The sequence below is a fragment of the Devosia sediminis genome (assembly GCF_016411825.1).
Classification (GTDB): domain Bacteria; phylum Pseudomonadota; class Alphaproteobacteria; order Rhizobiales; family Devosiaceae; genus Devosia; species Devosia sediminis.
The window spans coordinates 59,551-74,787 of sequence record NZ_JAEKMH010000004.1 but is presented as its reverse complement, the minus strand read 5'-3'; the positions used below and the strand labels follow the sequence as shown (position 1 = coordinate 74,787).

Here is a 15,237-nt window from a genome sequence, read left to right as displayed (position 1 = left end):
GTCACCCCGGCGACGGCCGGGGTCCATCCTGAGATCGGGCGGATTGTAAAATCTCAAGATGGATCCCGGCCTTCGCCGGGATGACATCGAGAGTGTGACGAATTTCGCGCTATTCCCTAGTTCAGCTCGGCAAAAAACAAAAGCCAGACTTATCGATCCGCTTCATAAGCGGCTTCGATGTGCTCGGCGACCAGGTGCTGCAATCGCCAGAGATGAGGGTCGTGAATGCCCATCTGTTCGAGATGCTCGACCGTGGCGTGGAGATAGTCGGCCATCGAGCCACGCGAACCGGCGGCCTTGGCCAGCACCGCGGCCACCTCGGCCTCGCTGAGTCCGGAGACATAGCGCCCCGACTTGCGGTCGATGCAGAAGGTCAGCGCCCGGATCCGGCGCTCGCCGCTTTGCACATTGACCCAGCGCGGCGGAAAGGCCGAGGGCAGCCAGCCCATTTCGCGCTCGAACAGCTTTATGAGGTTGTCTTCGACCCGGTCCGGCGGCAGCCTATAGGCCACGCCCTTGCAGGCCCCGCCGCGATCGAGCGCCAGCATCAGCCCCGGATTCTCATCCGAGCCGCGCCAGCGATTGTTCCACCCCAGGCAAAAGGCGCGGTGCCAGCCGCGTACGAGCCCGGTGCGCATTTCAACAAAGTCGCAGGCCGGCTTCCAGATCAGCGAGCCATAGGCAAAGAACCAGATTTCGCCGGGATCGTCGGTCCCCGCCATGAGAGCGTCAATGGTGGCGCGATGGTCGTCCTCGGTGGCCGATCGCATGCCCTCGGGCGGCGGCGGCATGTCTTCGCTAATGACGGCTGGCTGCACATAGGCGACATGACGCGGACTGAGACGCATCTGTCGCGAGGGTTTGGTCATCACCGGCCCTTCTTCCTTCTCCCCTTGTGGGAGAAGGTGGCGCGCAGCGCCGGATGAGGGGTGCTGAATCAGCGGTGAGACCCCTCACCCGCCCTTCGGGCACCCTCTCCCACAAGGGGAGAGGAAGAAATCGTGTCTTATTCGCGGGCCTTACTCAACCCCGCCATCGCCATGGCCGCCATGCTTCCTGGCCTTCAGCGCCCGCGCCTCATGCTGTTCCCCCGTCAGCGCTGACTTCCAGCGCGCTGCCTGCTCCAGCACATTGGCGGGGGCCGTGCCGCCATAGGACTTTCTCGCGGCCACGGAGGCTTCGACCGTGATAACCTTATGGATGCGGCTGTCGATGCGGTGATCGATCAGCTTGAAGTCCTCGATGGTGAGGCCTTCCAGGCCGCAATTCTTCTGCTCGGCCAGCGACACGATCTGCCCGGTAATGTGGTGGGCGTCGCGGAAGGGGATGTTCAATTCCCGCACCAGCCAGTCGGCGACATCGGTGGCGGTCGAGAACCCTGCCGAAGCCGAGGCATGCATGCGCTCGCGATTGGGCATCATGTCCTTGACCATGCCGGTCATGGCGGCCAGCGACAGCGACAGGGCATCAAGCGCGTCGAAGGCGACTTCCTTGTCTTCCTGCATGTCCTTGGAATAGGCCAGGGGCAGGCCCTTCATCACCACCAGCAGCGACGTCAGCGCCCCAAGGATACGGCCGATCTTGGCGCGCACCAGTTCGGCCGCGTCCGGATTGCGCTTCTGCGGCATGATCGAGGAGCCGGTGGTGAACTTGTCGCTGAGCTTGACGAAGCCGAACTGCGCCGAGCTCCAGATCACCATTTCCTCGGCAAAGCGGGAAAGGTGCATGGCGCAGATCGAGGCGGCGGCCAGGGTTTCGAGGATGAAGTCCCGGTCTGAGACCGCATCGAGCGAATTGGCGGTCGGGCGGTCAAAGCCCAGGGCCTCCGTGGTCATCGTGCGGTCGATGGGGTAGGGCGTGCCGGCCAACGCCGCCGAACCCAGGGGGTTCTCGTTGAGGCGTTTCCGCGCATCCTCGAGCCGCCCGGCATCGCGGCCCAGCATTTCGACATAGGCGAGCAGGTGATGGCCAAAGGTCACCGGCTGGGCATTCTGCAGATGCGTGAAGCCGGGCATGATGGTCTCGGCCTCGTCCTCGGCGCGGTCGACCAAAGCCAGTTGCAGGCCCCTGACCTGGCCCACCAGCGTGTCGATATAGTCGCGCACATAGAGGCGGAAGTCGGTGGCCACCTGGTCATTGCGGGAACGCGCGGTGTGGAGGCGCCCGGCGGCATCGCCGATCTTTTCGCGCAACCTGCTTTCGACATTCATATGGATGTCTTCGAGCGCCCGCGAGAATTTGAACTGGCCGCCCTCGATTTCGGCCAGCACCTCATCTAGACCGGCAAGGATGGCGTCGCGGTCGGTCTGCGTCAGAATGCCCGTCGCGGCGAGCATTGTGGCATGGGCCTTCGATCCGGCAATATCCTGGCGGTAGAGGCGCTGGTCGAAGCCGATGGAGGCGTTGATTTCCTCCATGATGGCATCGGGCGCCTCGGCGAAGCGTCCGCCCCACATCTTGTTGCTCAGAGCCTTGTCCGACGGAGACACCATGGAAAATACCCGCTCAAAAGGTCCCCAGGCTCCGAAGTGGGCTTTGCCCGTCGCCGCAGGGGTGGTCGTTGTTGGTGGGTCTATAGCCGCCTGGCTGATGCTGGGCAATGCCGGCACGGCCAATGAATGCCCGGCCCAGGCCGCCGCCGCGCAGATCGTCGATGCCGCCGCCGTGGGCGAACTTGCCGCCCTCAATGGTACCGGCGAGGGCCGCGGCTATTCCACCATGGAATTCAAGGACGAGGCGGGGACCGAGATGAGCGTCGCCGACTTTGCCGGCAAGTTCCTCCTCGTCAATTTCTGGGCGAGCTGGTGCGTGCCGTGTCGCGAGGAAATGCCGGCGCTCGACGCCGTTGCCACCCAGTACAATTCCGACAAGTTCATGGTCCTGCCCATCAATCTCGATATCGGCGAGGGCGGGCTCGCCAAGGCGCAGGAATTCCTCGACGAGGGGCAGTTCGAAAACCTGCCGCTTTATGCCGACAACACCTTTGCCGCCTTCGAGCGCCTGAAGCGCGAGGCCGTGGCCATTGGCCTCCCCGCAACCCTGCTGCTCGATCCGGAAGGCTGCGAAATCGCCGTGCTGCAGGGCCCTGCCGAATGGCATGGCGACGACGGCAAGGCGGTTGTGGAAGCACTGATCGGGCTCAGGGGGTAGGGGGCGCCGTTCTCCTGTTCATCGTCACTACCCGGCTCGACCGGGTGGTCCATGCGATATCGAGACAAGAGATGGATTGCCCGGCCAAGCCGGGCAAAGACGGAAGTCTGAGAGCTCTGTGTCGAGCAGCCTGGCCCTAAATAAGCAGATCCACTTCCGCCCCATTGAGCGGCGCCTCGGCGGGCGCGGACGTCGGCAGAGGCGCGGCGGCGTTTTCGGCCTGCGCCTGCATCATCTCGGCCCTGAGCCGCGCGACTTCGAGCAGGTGCCCAGCCTGCGGCACGCCCTTTTCATGCACCATGCGGTTGATCATGATCGATGGAGCAATGCCGATGCCGCTGCCCATCGCTTAGCCTCAGGCGAGCTTGTCGACCCGGGCGCCCTGACCGGGAGGCGGGGCTGCGAGGGCCGTTTCCATCAGCGAACTGATGAGGTCCATCTGCATGTCATGGGCCTTCTTGACCACGGCAATCTGCACCGATTGCTGCGTCATCGACGCGCGCGTGGTCAGGAGATTGCTGGCAAGGTCCGTGTTCATGTCCGGTCCCGATGGAAATGCGGACTTCAACCCTAGTTAAGCCGGGTTAACGCTTGCTTGCCCGAAAGGGTGAATTTTTTCGAACCTATCGACCGCCCAAGAGCGGCACGTCGCGGTGTTTCAGCAGCGGCGCCAGCACCAGCCCGGCGGCAAAGCCGCCCAGATGCGCCCACCACGCGACCGGCTCGTCCGACCCCACCAGCGCGAAGAACAACTGCGTCAGGATCCAGAAGCCCAGCATCCAGAAAGCGGGCAGCGGCAGCGGGATCAGCCAGACGATGCGCGCCAGAACGAAGACCCGGACATGGGGGAAAAGCAGGATATAGGCGCCCATCACTCCGGCCACCGCGCCCGATGCGCCAACCAGCGGGCCATTGGCGTCGAGGTTGAAGAGCAGGTGGGCGAGCGCCGCCAGCACGGCGCAGGCGAGGTAGAAGAACAGATATTTCCAGTGCCCCAATGCGTCCTCGATATTGTCCCCGAAAACCCAGAGAAACAGCATGTTGGTGAGGAGGTGCATCCAGTCGGCATGGAGGAAGGCATAGGTGACGAGATTGGCATAGTCCGGCAGCCAGGCCACCGGCTGCGGATAAAGATCGCGCACCACGATCGGGATCATGCCGAAATTGATTGCCATGGCGTCGAACCCAGCCGGCGGCAGCGCTGCCTGCACCGCAAAGACCAGCATGGTGACGCCGATCAGCCCGTAATTGACGAAAGGAAAGGGAATATGCCGGATCGGATTGGTGTCATGCAGCGGCAGGAACATTTTTGATCCATCCATTCCCGCCGGGCGCCCGGCTATTTCGGTCTTCCTTCTCCCCTTGCAAGAGAAGGTGGCGCGAAGCGCCGGATGAGGGGTTCTTCCTTCCTGCCCGGTTTCAGGCACTGGATTTTCGCCGCAACACCCACCGCGCGTCACCCTCGGGCTTGACCCGAGGGCACTGCACTGACCGGCCACTGAGCAAGTAAAGACCCCTCGGGTCAAGCCCGAGGGTGACGACCTGGGTGGCCGCAGGCTACTCGCCCTTTTTCACATCCCCATAATTCCCCGGCACCCAAAGCACATCCTTCGTCCCATTGGCATTGGCGACGCGGCCCAGGACAAACAGTAAATCAGAGAGCCGGTTCATGTAGCGCAGGGGTTCCCCGCCGGTCTCCGGCTCGGCCTCCACCAGCGCCGCCACCAGCCGCTCGGCGCGGCGCGTCACGGTGCGGGCGATGTGCAGCGCCGATGACAGCGGTGTGCCGCCAGGCAGGATGAAGCTGGTCAGCGGAGCGAGATCGGCATTGAAATGGTCGATCTGCTTTTCCAGCCAATCGGTCTGCACCGGGCGGACGCGGAGGCTGGGATATTCGGCATCCGGATCGTCGATGCCTGGGGTCGCGAGATCCGATCCGACATCGAAAAGGTCGTTCTGGATACGCGCCAGCACGGCATCGACGCGGGGCTGATTGGCGGCTGAGAGACGTGCCTGACCGATCAGGGTATTGGCCTCCTCGACCGTGCCATAGGCTTCGATCCTGAGGTCATGCTTGGCCCGGCGCGGCCCGCGCACAAGGCCGGTCGTACCATCGTCGCCGGTGCGGGTATAGATCTTGTTGAGCTTGACCATGCCGCCCCCTCCGGCTCGCCCGGCGTCAGCCGCGGCCGAAGAAGAACAGCGCGCCCAGCAGCAGCGCCAGCGCCACGGCCTGGCCGATGACGCGCAGGCGCATCAGGCGCTGGCTGGTATTGCCGGGGCCACCCTTGAGCATGTTCCAGAGACCCATGCCCAGGACGATGACCACGAAGAGCAGCGCCAGCGCGATGGCGATATTGAGAAGCGTTTCCATGAGTGCCTTAACGGGGTGAGACGGGCGCGGTTGCGCCATTGATATAGGCATCGAGGCCGGCTGCCACTGCGTCATAAATGGCACGAATCCGGTGCGAGGTGAACAATTCCCTGTGTGTGGTCAGCCAGACCGGCATGGGCGGGATGTTGAGCTCGAGCGGCAGGGCCACGAGGCCCGGCGTGCGCCGCGCCAGTTGCAACTGGCCAAAGCCGATGCCGAGGCCGGCCTTCACCATCTCCCATAGATGCGTCTGGTTGTCCGAGCGGAGGGGGAAATAGTCGCGATTGAGGTCGTAGCCGAGCGAGCGGGCATGGCTGATGATGGCGTCGGAGCGGTCGAAGCCCAGCATGTCGTGTGTCCAGAGGTCGTCGAGCGTTGTCGGCCGGCCGCGCCGGGCCAGGTAGTCCTCGTGGGCCACCGGCACCAGCGGAATATCACCCAGGTGCCGCGTCACCAGTTCGAGCTGGGTGGGGCGAAACATGCGGATGGCGATGTCCGCTTCGCGCATCAGCAGGTTCTCGGCCGAATCGGAGGGCACGGTCTCGATGGCGATGCGCGGATGCAGCGCCCGCACTTCGCGCAAGATGCCAGGCAGCACATAGTTGGAAATCATGGTGCTGGCGGTGAGGCGCACCGTGCCGCCGCCTTCGTCCTGCGCCCCGGCCGCGAGGATCGCCGCCTCGGCCAGCGACGACTGGGCCAGCCGCACGCTTTCATAGAGTTTCAGCGCCGTCGGATTGGGTTTGAGGCCGGTGAGGGTTCGCTCGAAGAGCCCGATCCCCAGATCGGCCTCCAGCGTCTCGATATGCCGACCGACGGTGGGCTGGCTGAGGCCAAGGCTGCGCGCCGCGCCTGACAGCGAGCCCTCGGAAATCACGGCGGCGAAGCTGCGCCAAAGCGACCAGTCCGGCTCCCTATTCATTCTTGAATATCAAACCCAGAAAATCGGCCAATCGATATTCATCATTGTATCGACGATCTTGGCCTCCAGCAACAGCAGGAGACAAAAATGACCAAGGGAAACGTGACGGTTCTGGGCAGCAACGGCCATATCGGCAATGCCGCGATGATCGCCTTTCGCGATGCAGATTGGGATGTCGCCGGTCTCGGGCGGAGCAATCGGCGGCCGGTTTCGAAGACGCAGTTTATTCAGGGCAATGCCAATGACCTGGGCGTCGTCAAGGCCGCCATTGCCGAAGCGGACGTGGTGGTGCATGCGCTGCACCTGCCCTATGACAAGTGGGGCAATGGCGCGGCCGAGGCGCAGTTGCAGGTGGTGATCGACGCCATGACCGGGTCGGGCAAGACCCTGCTTTTTCCCGGCACCATCTACAACTATCGCGCTTCCGACCGCACCATCGCGCCCGGTCTCCGGCAGAGCGGGGAAAAGCCGCGCGGCGAAATCCGCATCCGGCTCGAAGAGATGCTGCGCGACGCCGCCGAAACGCGGGGTTTCCAGGTCATCATCCTCAGGGCGGGAGACTTCTTCGGCCCGGGCAATCGCGATGATTGGTACGATGCCGGCATGTTCATGAGCTTTGCCGGGGGCACCGTTCACCATATGGGCGATCTCGACATGCGCCATAGCTGGGCCTACCTGCCCGATCTCGCCCACGCCTTTGCCGTGCTCGCCGAAAAGCGCGACCAGTTCGCCAGGTTCGAAAATTTCCACTTCGCTGGCCACTGGGTGAGCCACGGGCAGATCATGGCGGCAGTGCAGTCGGCGCTGGGGCGCAAGCTCAAGGTCACGCCGCTGCCCTGGTGGCTCCTCGGGGCCATGGGCCTTGTCAATCCGGTCATGCGTGACATCCATCGCATGCGCTATATCTGGACCAACGAGATGGAACTGGTCGATCCGCGCCTCGATGCGCTCCTGGGCCCCGGCTTCGCCACGCCCTTCGAAACAGCCGTCGCGGCTACGGTCACCGAACTGGTCGAGGCCAAGTATCCGATGAAGAAGGTGGCGTAGGCCAGTCGCCAGCGCCAATGTAGCCCTCGCCCCATCCCCCACCGTCACCACCCGGCTTGACCGGGTGGTCCATGGATTGCCCGGTCGAGCCGGGTAATGACGAAGGAGGGGGCGACGTGTATCGCCTTACAGTTGTTTGGAGCATCCAATGAAGGACGTCATTCTCTGGCAGCGCGCGGAAGGCGGGCTGGTGTTTATCGCCGGCCTCGTGCTGTTCTCGCTCTCCGGCTCGGACCTGGCCTGGTTTCTGGCTTTGCCGGTCTTCTTTGCGCCGGATCTCAGTTTCCTCGCCTATGGGCTGGGGCCGCGCTGGGGGTCATGGGTCTATAACACGGTCCATGTCTATGCTTTCGGCCTCGTCCTCCTGGCTCTCGGCATGCTCGCCGCCCAGCCGCTCCTTGTCGGCCTCGGCGCCCTCTGGCTCGCCCATTCCGGCTTTGACCGCATGCTGGGCTACGGCCTCAAGTCGGAAGCGAGTTTCCAGGACACGCATTTGGGGCGGATCGGCAAGCGCGGTTGAAGCGGCTCCTGCCCACCCTCCCCCTTGAGGGGAGGGTACCAAAGCTAGGCCGGAGGCCGTAGCGGCGGTGGGGAGGGGGTGTCGAGGCCTCGGCAAACTGCGACACCCCCACCCTCGGTCCCTCCCCTCAAGGGGGAGGGAGGCGAAAGACCGTGGCCCTAGTGTTCATCGTCTCCCTCCCCTTGTGAGGAGGGATCAAGGGCGGAGGCCCCTTTAGGGAAAAACCCCCACTGCCCGCCGCACATCCTCAGGCGTCCAGCCTTCTGCCCGCAAATCCCGCAAGCTCGGCGATCCCTTCGACTTGGCGAGCTTTTCGCCATCGTCGCCCAGCAGCAGCCGATGAAAATGGTAGATCGGCGTCGAGACCCCGAGCAGCATCTGCAACAGCACATGGATATCGGTCGCGGCCTCGAGATCGCGGCCGCGCGTCACGTGGGTCACGCCCTGCGCCGCATCGTCGACCACCACGCTCAGGTGATAGCTGGTCGGCGTGTCCTTCCTTTGCAGCACCACGTCGCCCCAGCGCTGCGGCCGGGCATAGCGGATCTGCGGTCGGTCATTGAGCGTCGGACCGATCACGGAATAAGTCAGCATGCCGGTCCGCTCGGTCGCCGCCTCGGTATCGAGACGGAACTGCACCGGATCGCCGCGCTCGAGCCGCTCGATGCGCTCGGCATTGGAAAGATGCCGACAGGTGCCCGGATAAAGCGGCGCGCCATCGGGATCGCTACCGTCCGCCGCCGCGGCGATGTCGGCGCGCGAGCAGAAGCAGGGATAAAGGAGGTCCATGTTACGCAGCCGATTGGCGGCATCGGCATAAATATCGAAGCGCTCGGACTGGACCAGCACCGGCTCGGGCCAGTCGAGCCCCAGCCAATGGAGGTCCTCGATGATGGCTTGGGTAAATTCGGGTTTACAGCGCTGGACGTCGATGTCTTCGATGCGCAGATAGGCCGTACCATCGAGCAGCTCGGCCGCCTTCCAGGTCACCAGCGCCGAGAGCGCATGGCCCAGATGCAGAAAACCATTGGGGCTGGGGGCGAAGCGGAGGACGTTTTTTGCCATATGCCCTTCTACCCCAGGGGGTCATTCCCGCGAAAGCGGGAACCCCCGTCAGGATGCAGTCAAACCAAGAGAGGTTCCCGCTTGCGGGATTGAGCCGGTGCTAGAAACCACCCTTCAAGACACACCCCGGATCGATACGCCCGAGGGCGTCGCCTGGCATCTAGCGACCCTTACCGGCCTCCGGCCGCATCTGTCGCCCATGCTCGAGACGGTCGGCACGGTCCTGCCCAGGGTCAATCCCAAGGGCTTTGCCGGCATGGCCAAGGTCATTTGCGGGCAGCAGATTTCGGTGGCGAGCGCCGCCGCCATCTGGGGCCGCTTCAGCGTCATTCCCGGTGCGCTGGAGCCGGACACCTACCTTCTGCTCAGCGAGGAGACCGTGCGCGGCTCGGGCTTTTCGCGCGGCAAATTCCTGACCCTGCGCGCCGTGGCCCAGGCCATTGCGGCGGGGGAACTCGATCTCGACCATGTCGACGCGCTGCCGGCCGAGGAGGCCGTGGCCCGTCTCGTCGGGATCAAGGGCATCGGCCCCTGGACGGCGGAGGTCTATCTCCTGTTCTGCGCCGGTCATCCCGACATCTTTCCGGCCGGGGACCTGGCCCTTCTCAAGGCGGCCCATCACGGCCTCGGCCTTGACGCTCGCCCGACGATCAAGGAAATGATCGGCCTGGCAGAGGACTGGTCGCCGCATCGCTCGGTTGCCGCGCTGCTGTTCTGGCGCTATTTCGCGGCGCTCAAGCAAAGGGAATCGAGCCTTTTATGACCAAGCTTTCCGGCCCGATGCTGCCGCCCGCCAATGGGCAGGCGCCCGACAGTGCCGTCGTGTTGCTGCATGGCTATGGCAGTGACGGCAACGATCTCATCGCCATGGCGCCGGCCTTCCAGCCGCTGCTGCCGGGGGCGCTCTTCGTCTCGCCCCATGCGCCGACCCCGCTAGGCATGGGCGGCTTTCAATGGTTTCCCATCGACTGGTCCGGGGATCGTCTCGCCAGCCGCCAGACCGGCGTCGTCGGCGCCCGTCCGGTCATCGTCGATTTCCTCGAGGACCTTTGGGCCCAGACCGGCATCACGCCCGACCGCACCCTCCTCGTCGGTTTCAGCCAGGGCGCCATGATGGCGCTGCATGTCGGCCTTTCGCTCCCCAAGGAAAAAACGCTGATGGGGGTCATCGGCATTTCCGGCGCCTTCCTGCCGCCCGAGGGTTTCGGCTCGGACACCCTGGCGCATCCGCCGGTCTGCCTCGTTCATGGCGACATGGATGACGTGGTCGATCCCAATCACAGCGCTGATGCCAACAGTCTGCTAACGAATTCGGGCTTCGACGTGACCTATCACATCAGCCGCGGCGTCGGTCACGGCGTGGCGCCCGATGGCATGGAGGCCATTGCCAGCTTCATCGCCAGACTTGCAAAATAAGCCTGCCGCCCCCGCTTCACACGCCCGACACAAAGGGCTTAGTATAAAGGGGCTATGGACTTACGCGATTCCCGTTACGGGAGACTCAAGTGACTATCCATGTGTCGCCTGAGGCTTGTCCCGCTCTTGTACTGAACGCCGACTTCCGGCCGCTCAGTTATTATCCGCTGTCGCTATGGTCCTGGCAGGACGCGATAAAAGCGGTCTTCCTCGATCGCGTGAACATCGTTTCGCATTACGACACGATCATTCATTCGCCCAGTTTCGAGATGCGGCTGCCGAGCGTCGTGTCGCTGCGCGAATATGTCAAACCTGCCCGCCATCCGGCCTTCACGCGCTTCAACGTGTTCCTGCGCGATCGCTTCCAGTGCCAGTATTGCGGCTCGACCCATGACCTGACCTTCGACCACGTCATTCCCCGCTCCAAGGGCGGCTTGACCACCTGGGAGAATGTCGTGGCCGCCTGCGCGCCCTGCAATCTGAAAAAGGCCAACAGATTGCCCAGCGAAATCAAGATGTTCCCGCACCAGGCGCCCTACGCACCCACCGTGCATGACCTGCACAATAACGGCCGCGCCTTCCCGCCCAACCACCTGCACCAGAGCTGGCTGGACTATCTCTACTGGGATATCGAGCTCGAGCCCTGATCGGGCAGGGCAAATTCGAGCAGTAAGGTGCGCTGCCAATCGTTGAAATTGTTGTCCGAGCCGATGAGGATGCGCGTTTCGCCGCCCGGCGTCTGGTGCACCATCAGCGATTCCATGTTGTCGATCTCGCCGCCCTGGGCAGAGAGCAGCAATTCGCCCTCCATCAGGTTGCCGGGCCGCACCTCAGATGCCGGCACGCGCCGCAGATTCATGACGAAGGCGAAGAGCGAGACGCCGCGCTCCAGCACCAGGAGGTCGCCGTTGGGCAGGAACTTGCAGTCGGTCGGGTTGACGATCGGGCTGTTGACGTAAGTCAGCGGGCCCTTGTCGTTCTGGCCGAGCAGTTCGGCACGGTGATTGCCGTTCTCGTCCAGCGCTTCCTCGGCGATCAGCAGGGTCGAGCCGGCAATCGGCGAGGCGGGCGGGGCGATGCAGACCGATTCCAGGGTTTCATTGGTCCTGAGGTCGGTCAGCCATTGCGGAATGGAGATTTCCCGGGCCGGGCCGCCGGGCTTGCCGTCGGTAATGGCGAAATCGGCGACGCGTGTGAGATGCTCGAAGCCGACGCGGACGGCCACCGCCTCGCCATTGCGCCAGATCGTGTCCATGCCCTCGGCATCGCGCGCATATTGGCGCGGCAGCACCTCGCCGCCCGAATTCTGCATCGGCTCGATGGTGACGCCGATGAGGCCGATCAGCCGGTCGGCCTGGTCATAGGCCAGTTGCCCCGCAACAAAATTGCCGCGGTCGGTGACAAAGGTGATGCGCTGTTCCGGCCCCGTCTGGCTGACGCTGGAGAGGCCGCCAAAGGTATCGTCCTGGCTTTGCAGGGTGAGCCCGCCGCGGAAGATCAAGCGATCGACCGGCATATCGAGACCGGCGCCGCGAAAGCTCGTTACCGGCGCGGCGCTCACCGTCGCATCGACCGCCGCGGCGGGTCCCGCCAGCAGCAGCAATGCAGCAGCAAGGGCAGGCCGCGCAATCATGCGCGTCCCCGTCGCCTCGCCTGGGCCGGCATTTCCTCGTCGAACAGCGAAGCCAGTTCGTCGGTCAGGGCGCCCGCCAGTTCCTCGGCATCGAGCAGGGTCACGGCGCGGCGATAATAGCGCGTCACGTCGTGGCCGATGCCCACGGCCACGAGCTGGATGGGCGAGCGGGTCTCGATATCCTCGATCACCTGCCGGAGATGGGCTTCGAGATAGTTGCCGGCATTGACCGACTGGGTCGAGTCGTCCACCGGCGCGCCGTCCGAGATCACCATAAGGATGCGGCGCTGCTCGGGGCGGGCCATCAGGCGCTTGCGGGCCCATTCGAGCGCCTCGCCGTCGATGTTTTCCTTGAGCAGGCCCTCGCGCATCATCAGCCCGAGATTGCGCCTTGCATGGCGCCAGGGTTCGTCGGCGGCCTTGTAGATGATATGGCGGATATCGTTGACGCGGCCCGGATTGGGCGGGCGATTGGCCTCGAGCCAGGCCTCGCGGCTCTTGCCGCCCTTCCAGGCGCGGGTGGTGAAGCCGAGGATTTCGACCTTGACGCCGCAGCGCTCCAGCGTGCGGGCGAGAATGTCGCCGCAGATCGCCGCAATGGTGATCGGCCGGCCGCGCATGGAGCCGGAATTGTCGATCAGCAGCGTCACCACGGTGTCGCGGAAATCGGTGTCGTTTTCGACCTTGAAGCTCAGCGCCTGCAGCGGATCGGTAACGACGCGGGTGAGGCGTGCGGTATCGAGCAGGCCCTCTTCGAGGTCGAACTGCCAGCTCCGGTTCTGCTTGGCCATCAGGCGCCGCTGCAGCTTGTTGGCCAGCCGCGCCACGGCGCCAGCCAGGTTTTCGAGCTGCTTGTCGAGGAGGGCGCGCAACTGGTCGAGTTCGTCGGGCGGGCACAGCTCGGCCGCCTTGACGATCTCGTCATACTTGGTGGTGAACACCTTGTAGTTGAACTGGTTGGTCAGCCGCTCGCCGCCATCTTTGGCGGGCGGGGGCATGGGCGCGTCCTCGCCTGCCTCGGCCTCGGCATCCTCGTCGGCATCGGCCATGTCGGCTTCCATGCCTTCGACGTCGCCGGTTTCCTCGCTCTCGCCGGCCTGCTGATCCTCGTCCCTCTCGGCCTGCTCGTTTTCGCCCTCACCCTGCTCGGGTGCCTTGTCGGAGCTGTCGTCCTGTTCGGGCTCCTGGTCCTGTGCCTCTTCCTCGGCGTCGGCCGGGTCCTGCATGTCGCTTTCGGCGATGAGGTTCAGGTCGCGCAGCACCTTGCGAGCCAGGCGCGAGAATTCGTCCTGGTTCTCGTAGCTGTCGAGCAGCGCGTCGATGGATGTGCCGGCCTTGCTCTCGATCTCATTGCGCCACAGATCGACCAGCGCATGGCCCGAGGGTGGCACTTCCACCCCAGCCAGCTTTTCGCGCAGCATCAGCCCTAAGGCCTCGGCAAGGGGCGCATCGCCCTTGTCATCGACCTCGGCGAAATTGGCGCGGAACAGCCGGTCTTCCAGCATTTCATGGATATTGCCGGTCATGCCCGGCATGCGGATACAGCCCAGCGACTCGACGCGCGCCTGTTCGAGCGCATCGAATGCAGCCCGTGCCTGCGGGTCGATGGGGCTGCGCTTGCGATGGGTTTCCGGATCGTGGCTGGCGAGGCGCATAGCCATGGCGTCGCCCTGGCCGCGGGCAATGGCAATGTCGCGCTTGGTGGGAAGGCGCGGCAGGTTGGCAAGACGCGCCTTGTCCGAGGTGAGCAGCGGCCGGTCGGCGGTAAAGGTCACCTCGAGATCAGCCTTGCCACCAATAGCGCGCACCGTGGCGCCCATGGCCGATTTGAAGGCCTGGGTCTGATCGGGCTTGTTGGGCTTGCTGCGCGGGGGAGTTGCCATGAATACGCTCGTCGGTTGGGACTGGCGCTTGGACGTCACACCTGCGCCCCCTCCCCCTTGAGGGGAGGGTCGGGGAGGGGGTGGATCAGTGGTTACCCGATGGACCCCCACCCCCAGCCCCTCCCCTCAAGGGGGAGGGGAGCAAGAGGGTCCATGCCTCGTGTCAGGCCATTACAGCAAGGTTGGCGGAGCTTTCCGGCAGGTCTTCGCCGAACACGCGCTGGTAGAACTCGGCCACGACGGGGCGTTCGAGTTCGTCGCACTTGTTGAGGAAGGTCAGGCGGAAGGCAAAGCCGATGTCGCCGCCGAAGATCACGGCATTTTCGGCCCAGGTGATGACGCCGCGCGGACTCATGACGGTGGAGATGTCGCCATTGATGAAGGCCGAACGGGTGAGGTCGGCGAGGCGCACCATGTTGGCCACCTGCTTTTTGCCCTTTTCGGTCTCGCCATAGGCCTTGTTCTTGGCCAGCACGATGCCGACTTCCTTGTCATGCGGCAGGTAGTTGAGCGTCGTGACGATGCTCCAGCGGTCCATCTGACCCTGATTGATCTGCTGCGTGCCGTGGTAAAGGCCCGACGTGTCACCCAGACCAATGGTATTGGTGGTCGAGAACAGGCGGAAGGCCGGGTGCGGGACGATGACGCGGTTCTGGTCGAGCAGCGTCAGGCGGCCCGACTGTTCGAGCACGCGCTGGATCACGAACATCACGTCCGGGCGGCCAGCGTCATATTCGTCGAACACGAGGGCCACATTGTTCTGCACCGCCCAGGGCAGGATGCCGTCGCGGAATTCGGTGATCTGCTTGCCGTCCTTGAGCACGATCGCGTCCTTGCCGACGAGATCGATACGGCTCACATGGCTGTCGAGATTGACGCGGACCAGCGGCCAGTTGAGGCGGGCGGCGACCTGCTCGATATGGGTCGACTTGCCGGTGCCGTGATAGCCCTGAACCATGACGCGGCGGTTGTAGGCAAAGCCGGCAAGGATGGCGAGCGTGGTGTTGCGGTCGAACAGGTAATCCGGATCGACGGGCGGCACGTGGTCGGTGCGGTCCTTGTAGCCCTTGACCACCATGTCGGTATCGATGCCGAAAATTTCCCGCGCGCTGTAGTCGTGGTCGGGCAGATTGGCGAACTGGGTCATGGTCGGGCTCTTGGAATGGCTGGATAAAATCTGGCGGGCGGTGGCTCTATAGCAGCATTGTGACGGGGCGGGTAGCCTTG

The 15,237-nt window shown here is 64.1% G+C and carries 18 protein-coding genes; 6 read left to right on the top strand and 12 right to left on the bottom strand.

Annotated features, from left to right (window positions below):
• Positions 1-149: 149 nt before the first annotated feature.
• A complete protein-coding gene (locus tag JEQ47_RS16105; RefSeq protein WP_198877453.1) occupies positions 150-869 on the bottom strand; it encodes a gamma-glutamylcyclotransferase in 720 nt (239 codons plus the stop codon).
• A 150-nt stretch (positions 870-1,019) separates the two neighbouring features.
• A complete protein-coding gene (gene argH / locus JEQ47_RS16100; RefSeq protein WP_198877850.1) occupies positions 1,020-2,468 on the bottom strand; it encodes an argininosuccinate lyase in 1,449 nt (482 codons plus the stop codon).
• Positions 2,469-2,490: 22 nt separating this feature from the next.
• Between argH and JEQ47_RS16095 the strand changes: the two genes are divergently transcribed.
• Complete coding sequence (locus JEQ47_RS16095; RefSeq protein WP_198877452.1) at positions 2,491-3,150, top strand: TlpA disulfide reductase family protein; 660 nt, start codon at positions 2,491-2,493, stop codon at positions 3,148-3,150.
• A gap of 136 nt (positions 3,151-3,286) precedes the next feature.
• Here JEQ47_RS16095 and JEQ47_RS16090 read toward each other — a convergent pair whose 3' ends face one another.
• The 6 genes from JEQ47_RS16090 to JEQ47_RS16065 form a co-directional block, all read right to left on the bottom strand.
• A complete protein-coding gene (locus tag JEQ47_RS16090; RefSeq protein WP_198877451.1) occupies positions 3,287-3,496 on the bottom strand; it encodes a hypothetical protein in 210 nt (69 codons plus the stop codon).
• 9 nt (positions 3,497-3,505) lie between these two features.
• Positions 3,506-3,688 carry a putative motility protein gene (locus JEQ47_RS16085; RefSeq protein ID WP_198877450.1) on the bottom strand — a complete coding sequence of 61 codons (183 nt, stop codon included), beginning with the start codon at positions 3,686-3,688 and terminating at the stop codon, positions 3,506-3,508.
• Between the two features lie 85 nt (positions 3,689-3,773).
• Positions 3,774-4,457 carry a rhomboid family intramembrane serine protease gene (locus JEQ47_RS16080; protein WP_198877449.1) on the bottom strand — a complete coding sequence of 228 codons (684 nt, stop codon included), beginning with the start codon at positions 4,455-4,457 and terminating at the stop codon, positions 3,774-3,776.
• Positions 4,458-4,707: 250 nt separating this feature from the next.
• Positions 4,708-5,304, bottom strand: coding sequence for a cob(I)yrinic acid a,c-diamide adenosyltransferase (locus tag JEQ47_RS16075; RefSeq protein WP_198877448.1), 597 nt, complete (start codon positions 5,302-5,304; stop codon positions 4,708-4,710).
• A gap of 25 nt (positions 5,305-5,329) precedes the next feature.
• Positions 5,330-5,524 carry a twin transmembrane helix small protein gene (locus JEQ47_RS16070; protein ID WP_198877447.1) on the bottom strand — a complete coding sequence of 65 codons (195 nt, stop codon included), beginning with the start codon at positions 5,522-5,524 and terminating at the stop codon, positions 5,330-5,332.
• A gap of 7 nt (positions 5,525-5,531) precedes the next feature.
• Positions 5,532-6,446: a LysR family transcriptional regulator gene (locus JEQ47_RS16065; RefSeq protein WP_198877446.1), complete on the bottom strand. Its 915-nt coding sequence runs from the start codon at positions 6,444-6,446 to the stop codon at positions 5,532-5,534.
• Between the two features lie 87 nt (positions 6,447-6,533).
• Here JEQ47_RS16065 and JEQ47_RS16060 point away from each other — a divergent pair, with 87 nt between their 5' ends.
• Both JEQ47_RS16060 and JEQ47_RS16055 read left to right on the top strand, forming a co-directional pair.
• A complete protein-coding gene (locus JEQ47_RS16060) occupies positions 6,534-7,493 on the top strand; it encodes an NAD-dependent epimerase/dehydratase family protein (protein WP_198877445.1) in 960 nt (319 codons plus the stop codon).
• Between the two features lie 148 nt (positions 7,494-7,641).
• A complete protein-coding gene (locus JEQ47_RS16055) occupies positions 7,642-8,013 on the top strand; it encodes a DUF4260 domain-containing protein (RefSeq protein ID WP_198877444.1) in 372 nt (123 codons plus the stop codon).
• A 213-nt stretch (positions 8,014-8,226) separates the two neighbouring features.
• Here JEQ47_RS16055 and gluQRS read toward each other — a convergent pair whose 3' ends face one another.
• Entirely contained in the window at positions 8,227-9,078 is an 852-nt protein-coding gene (gluQRS, locus tag JEQ47_RS16050) for a tRNA glutamyl-Q(34) synthetase GluQRS (RefSeq protein WP_198877443.1), read from the bottom strand.
• Positions 9,079-9,175: 97 nt separating this feature from the next.
• Between gluQRS and JEQ47_RS16045 the strand changes: the two genes are divergently transcribed.
• From JEQ47_RS16045 to JEQ47_RS16035, 3 genes are all read left to right on the top strand, one after another.
• Entirely contained in the window at positions 9,176-9,841 is a 666-nt protein-coding gene (locus JEQ47_RS16045) for a DNA-3-methyladenine glycosylase family protein (protein ID WP_198877442.1), read from the top strand.
• The gene (locus JEQ47_RS16040; RefSeq protein WP_198877441.1) at positions 9,838-10,494 is read left to right on the top strand and encodes an alpha/beta hydrolase; all 657 of its coding nucleotides are present in this window, start codon (positions 9,838-9,840) and stop codon (positions 10,492-10,494) included. Before JEQ47_RS16045 ends, JEQ47_RS16040 begins: the two co-directional genes overlap by 4 nt.
• Before the next feature lie 89 nt (positions 10,495-10,583).
• Positions 10,584-11,141: an HNH endonuclease gene (locus JEQ47_RS16035; RefSeq protein WP_198877440.1), complete on the top strand. Its 558-nt coding sequence runs from the start codon at positions 10,584-10,586 to the stop codon at positions 11,139-11,141.
• On the opposite strand, the gene JEQ47_RS16030 is transcribed toward JEQ47_RS16035, so the two are convergent.
• The 3 genes from JEQ47_RS16030 to cobS form a co-directional block, all read right to left on the bottom strand.
• Positions 11,114-12,127 (bottom strand): esterase-like activity of phytase family protein, encoded by a 1,014-nt coding sequence (locus JEQ47_RS16030; protein ID WP_198877439.1) that lies wholly within the window; start codon positions 12,125-12,127, stop codon positions 11,114-11,116. The genes JEQ47_RS16035 and JEQ47_RS16030 overlap by 28 nt on opposite strands.
• The gene (gene cobT, locus JEQ47_RS16025) at positions 12,124-14,010 is read right to left on the bottom strand and encodes a cobaltochelatase subunit CobT (RefSeq protein WP_198877438.1); all 1,887 of its coding nucleotides are present in this window, start codon (positions 14,008-14,010) and stop codon (positions 12,124-12,126) included. The genes JEQ47_RS16030 and cobT overlap by 4 nt, the downstream gene beginning before the upstream one ends.
• A 163-nt stretch (positions 14,011-14,173) precedes the next feature.
• On the bottom strand, positions 14,174-15,157 hold the full coding sequence (gene cobS, locus JEQ47_RS16020; RefSeq protein ID WP_198877437.1) for a cobaltochelatase subunit CobS: 984 nt from the start codon (positions 15,155-15,157) through the stop codon (positions 14,174-14,176).
• Positions 15,158-15,237 lie beyond the last annotated feature (80 nt).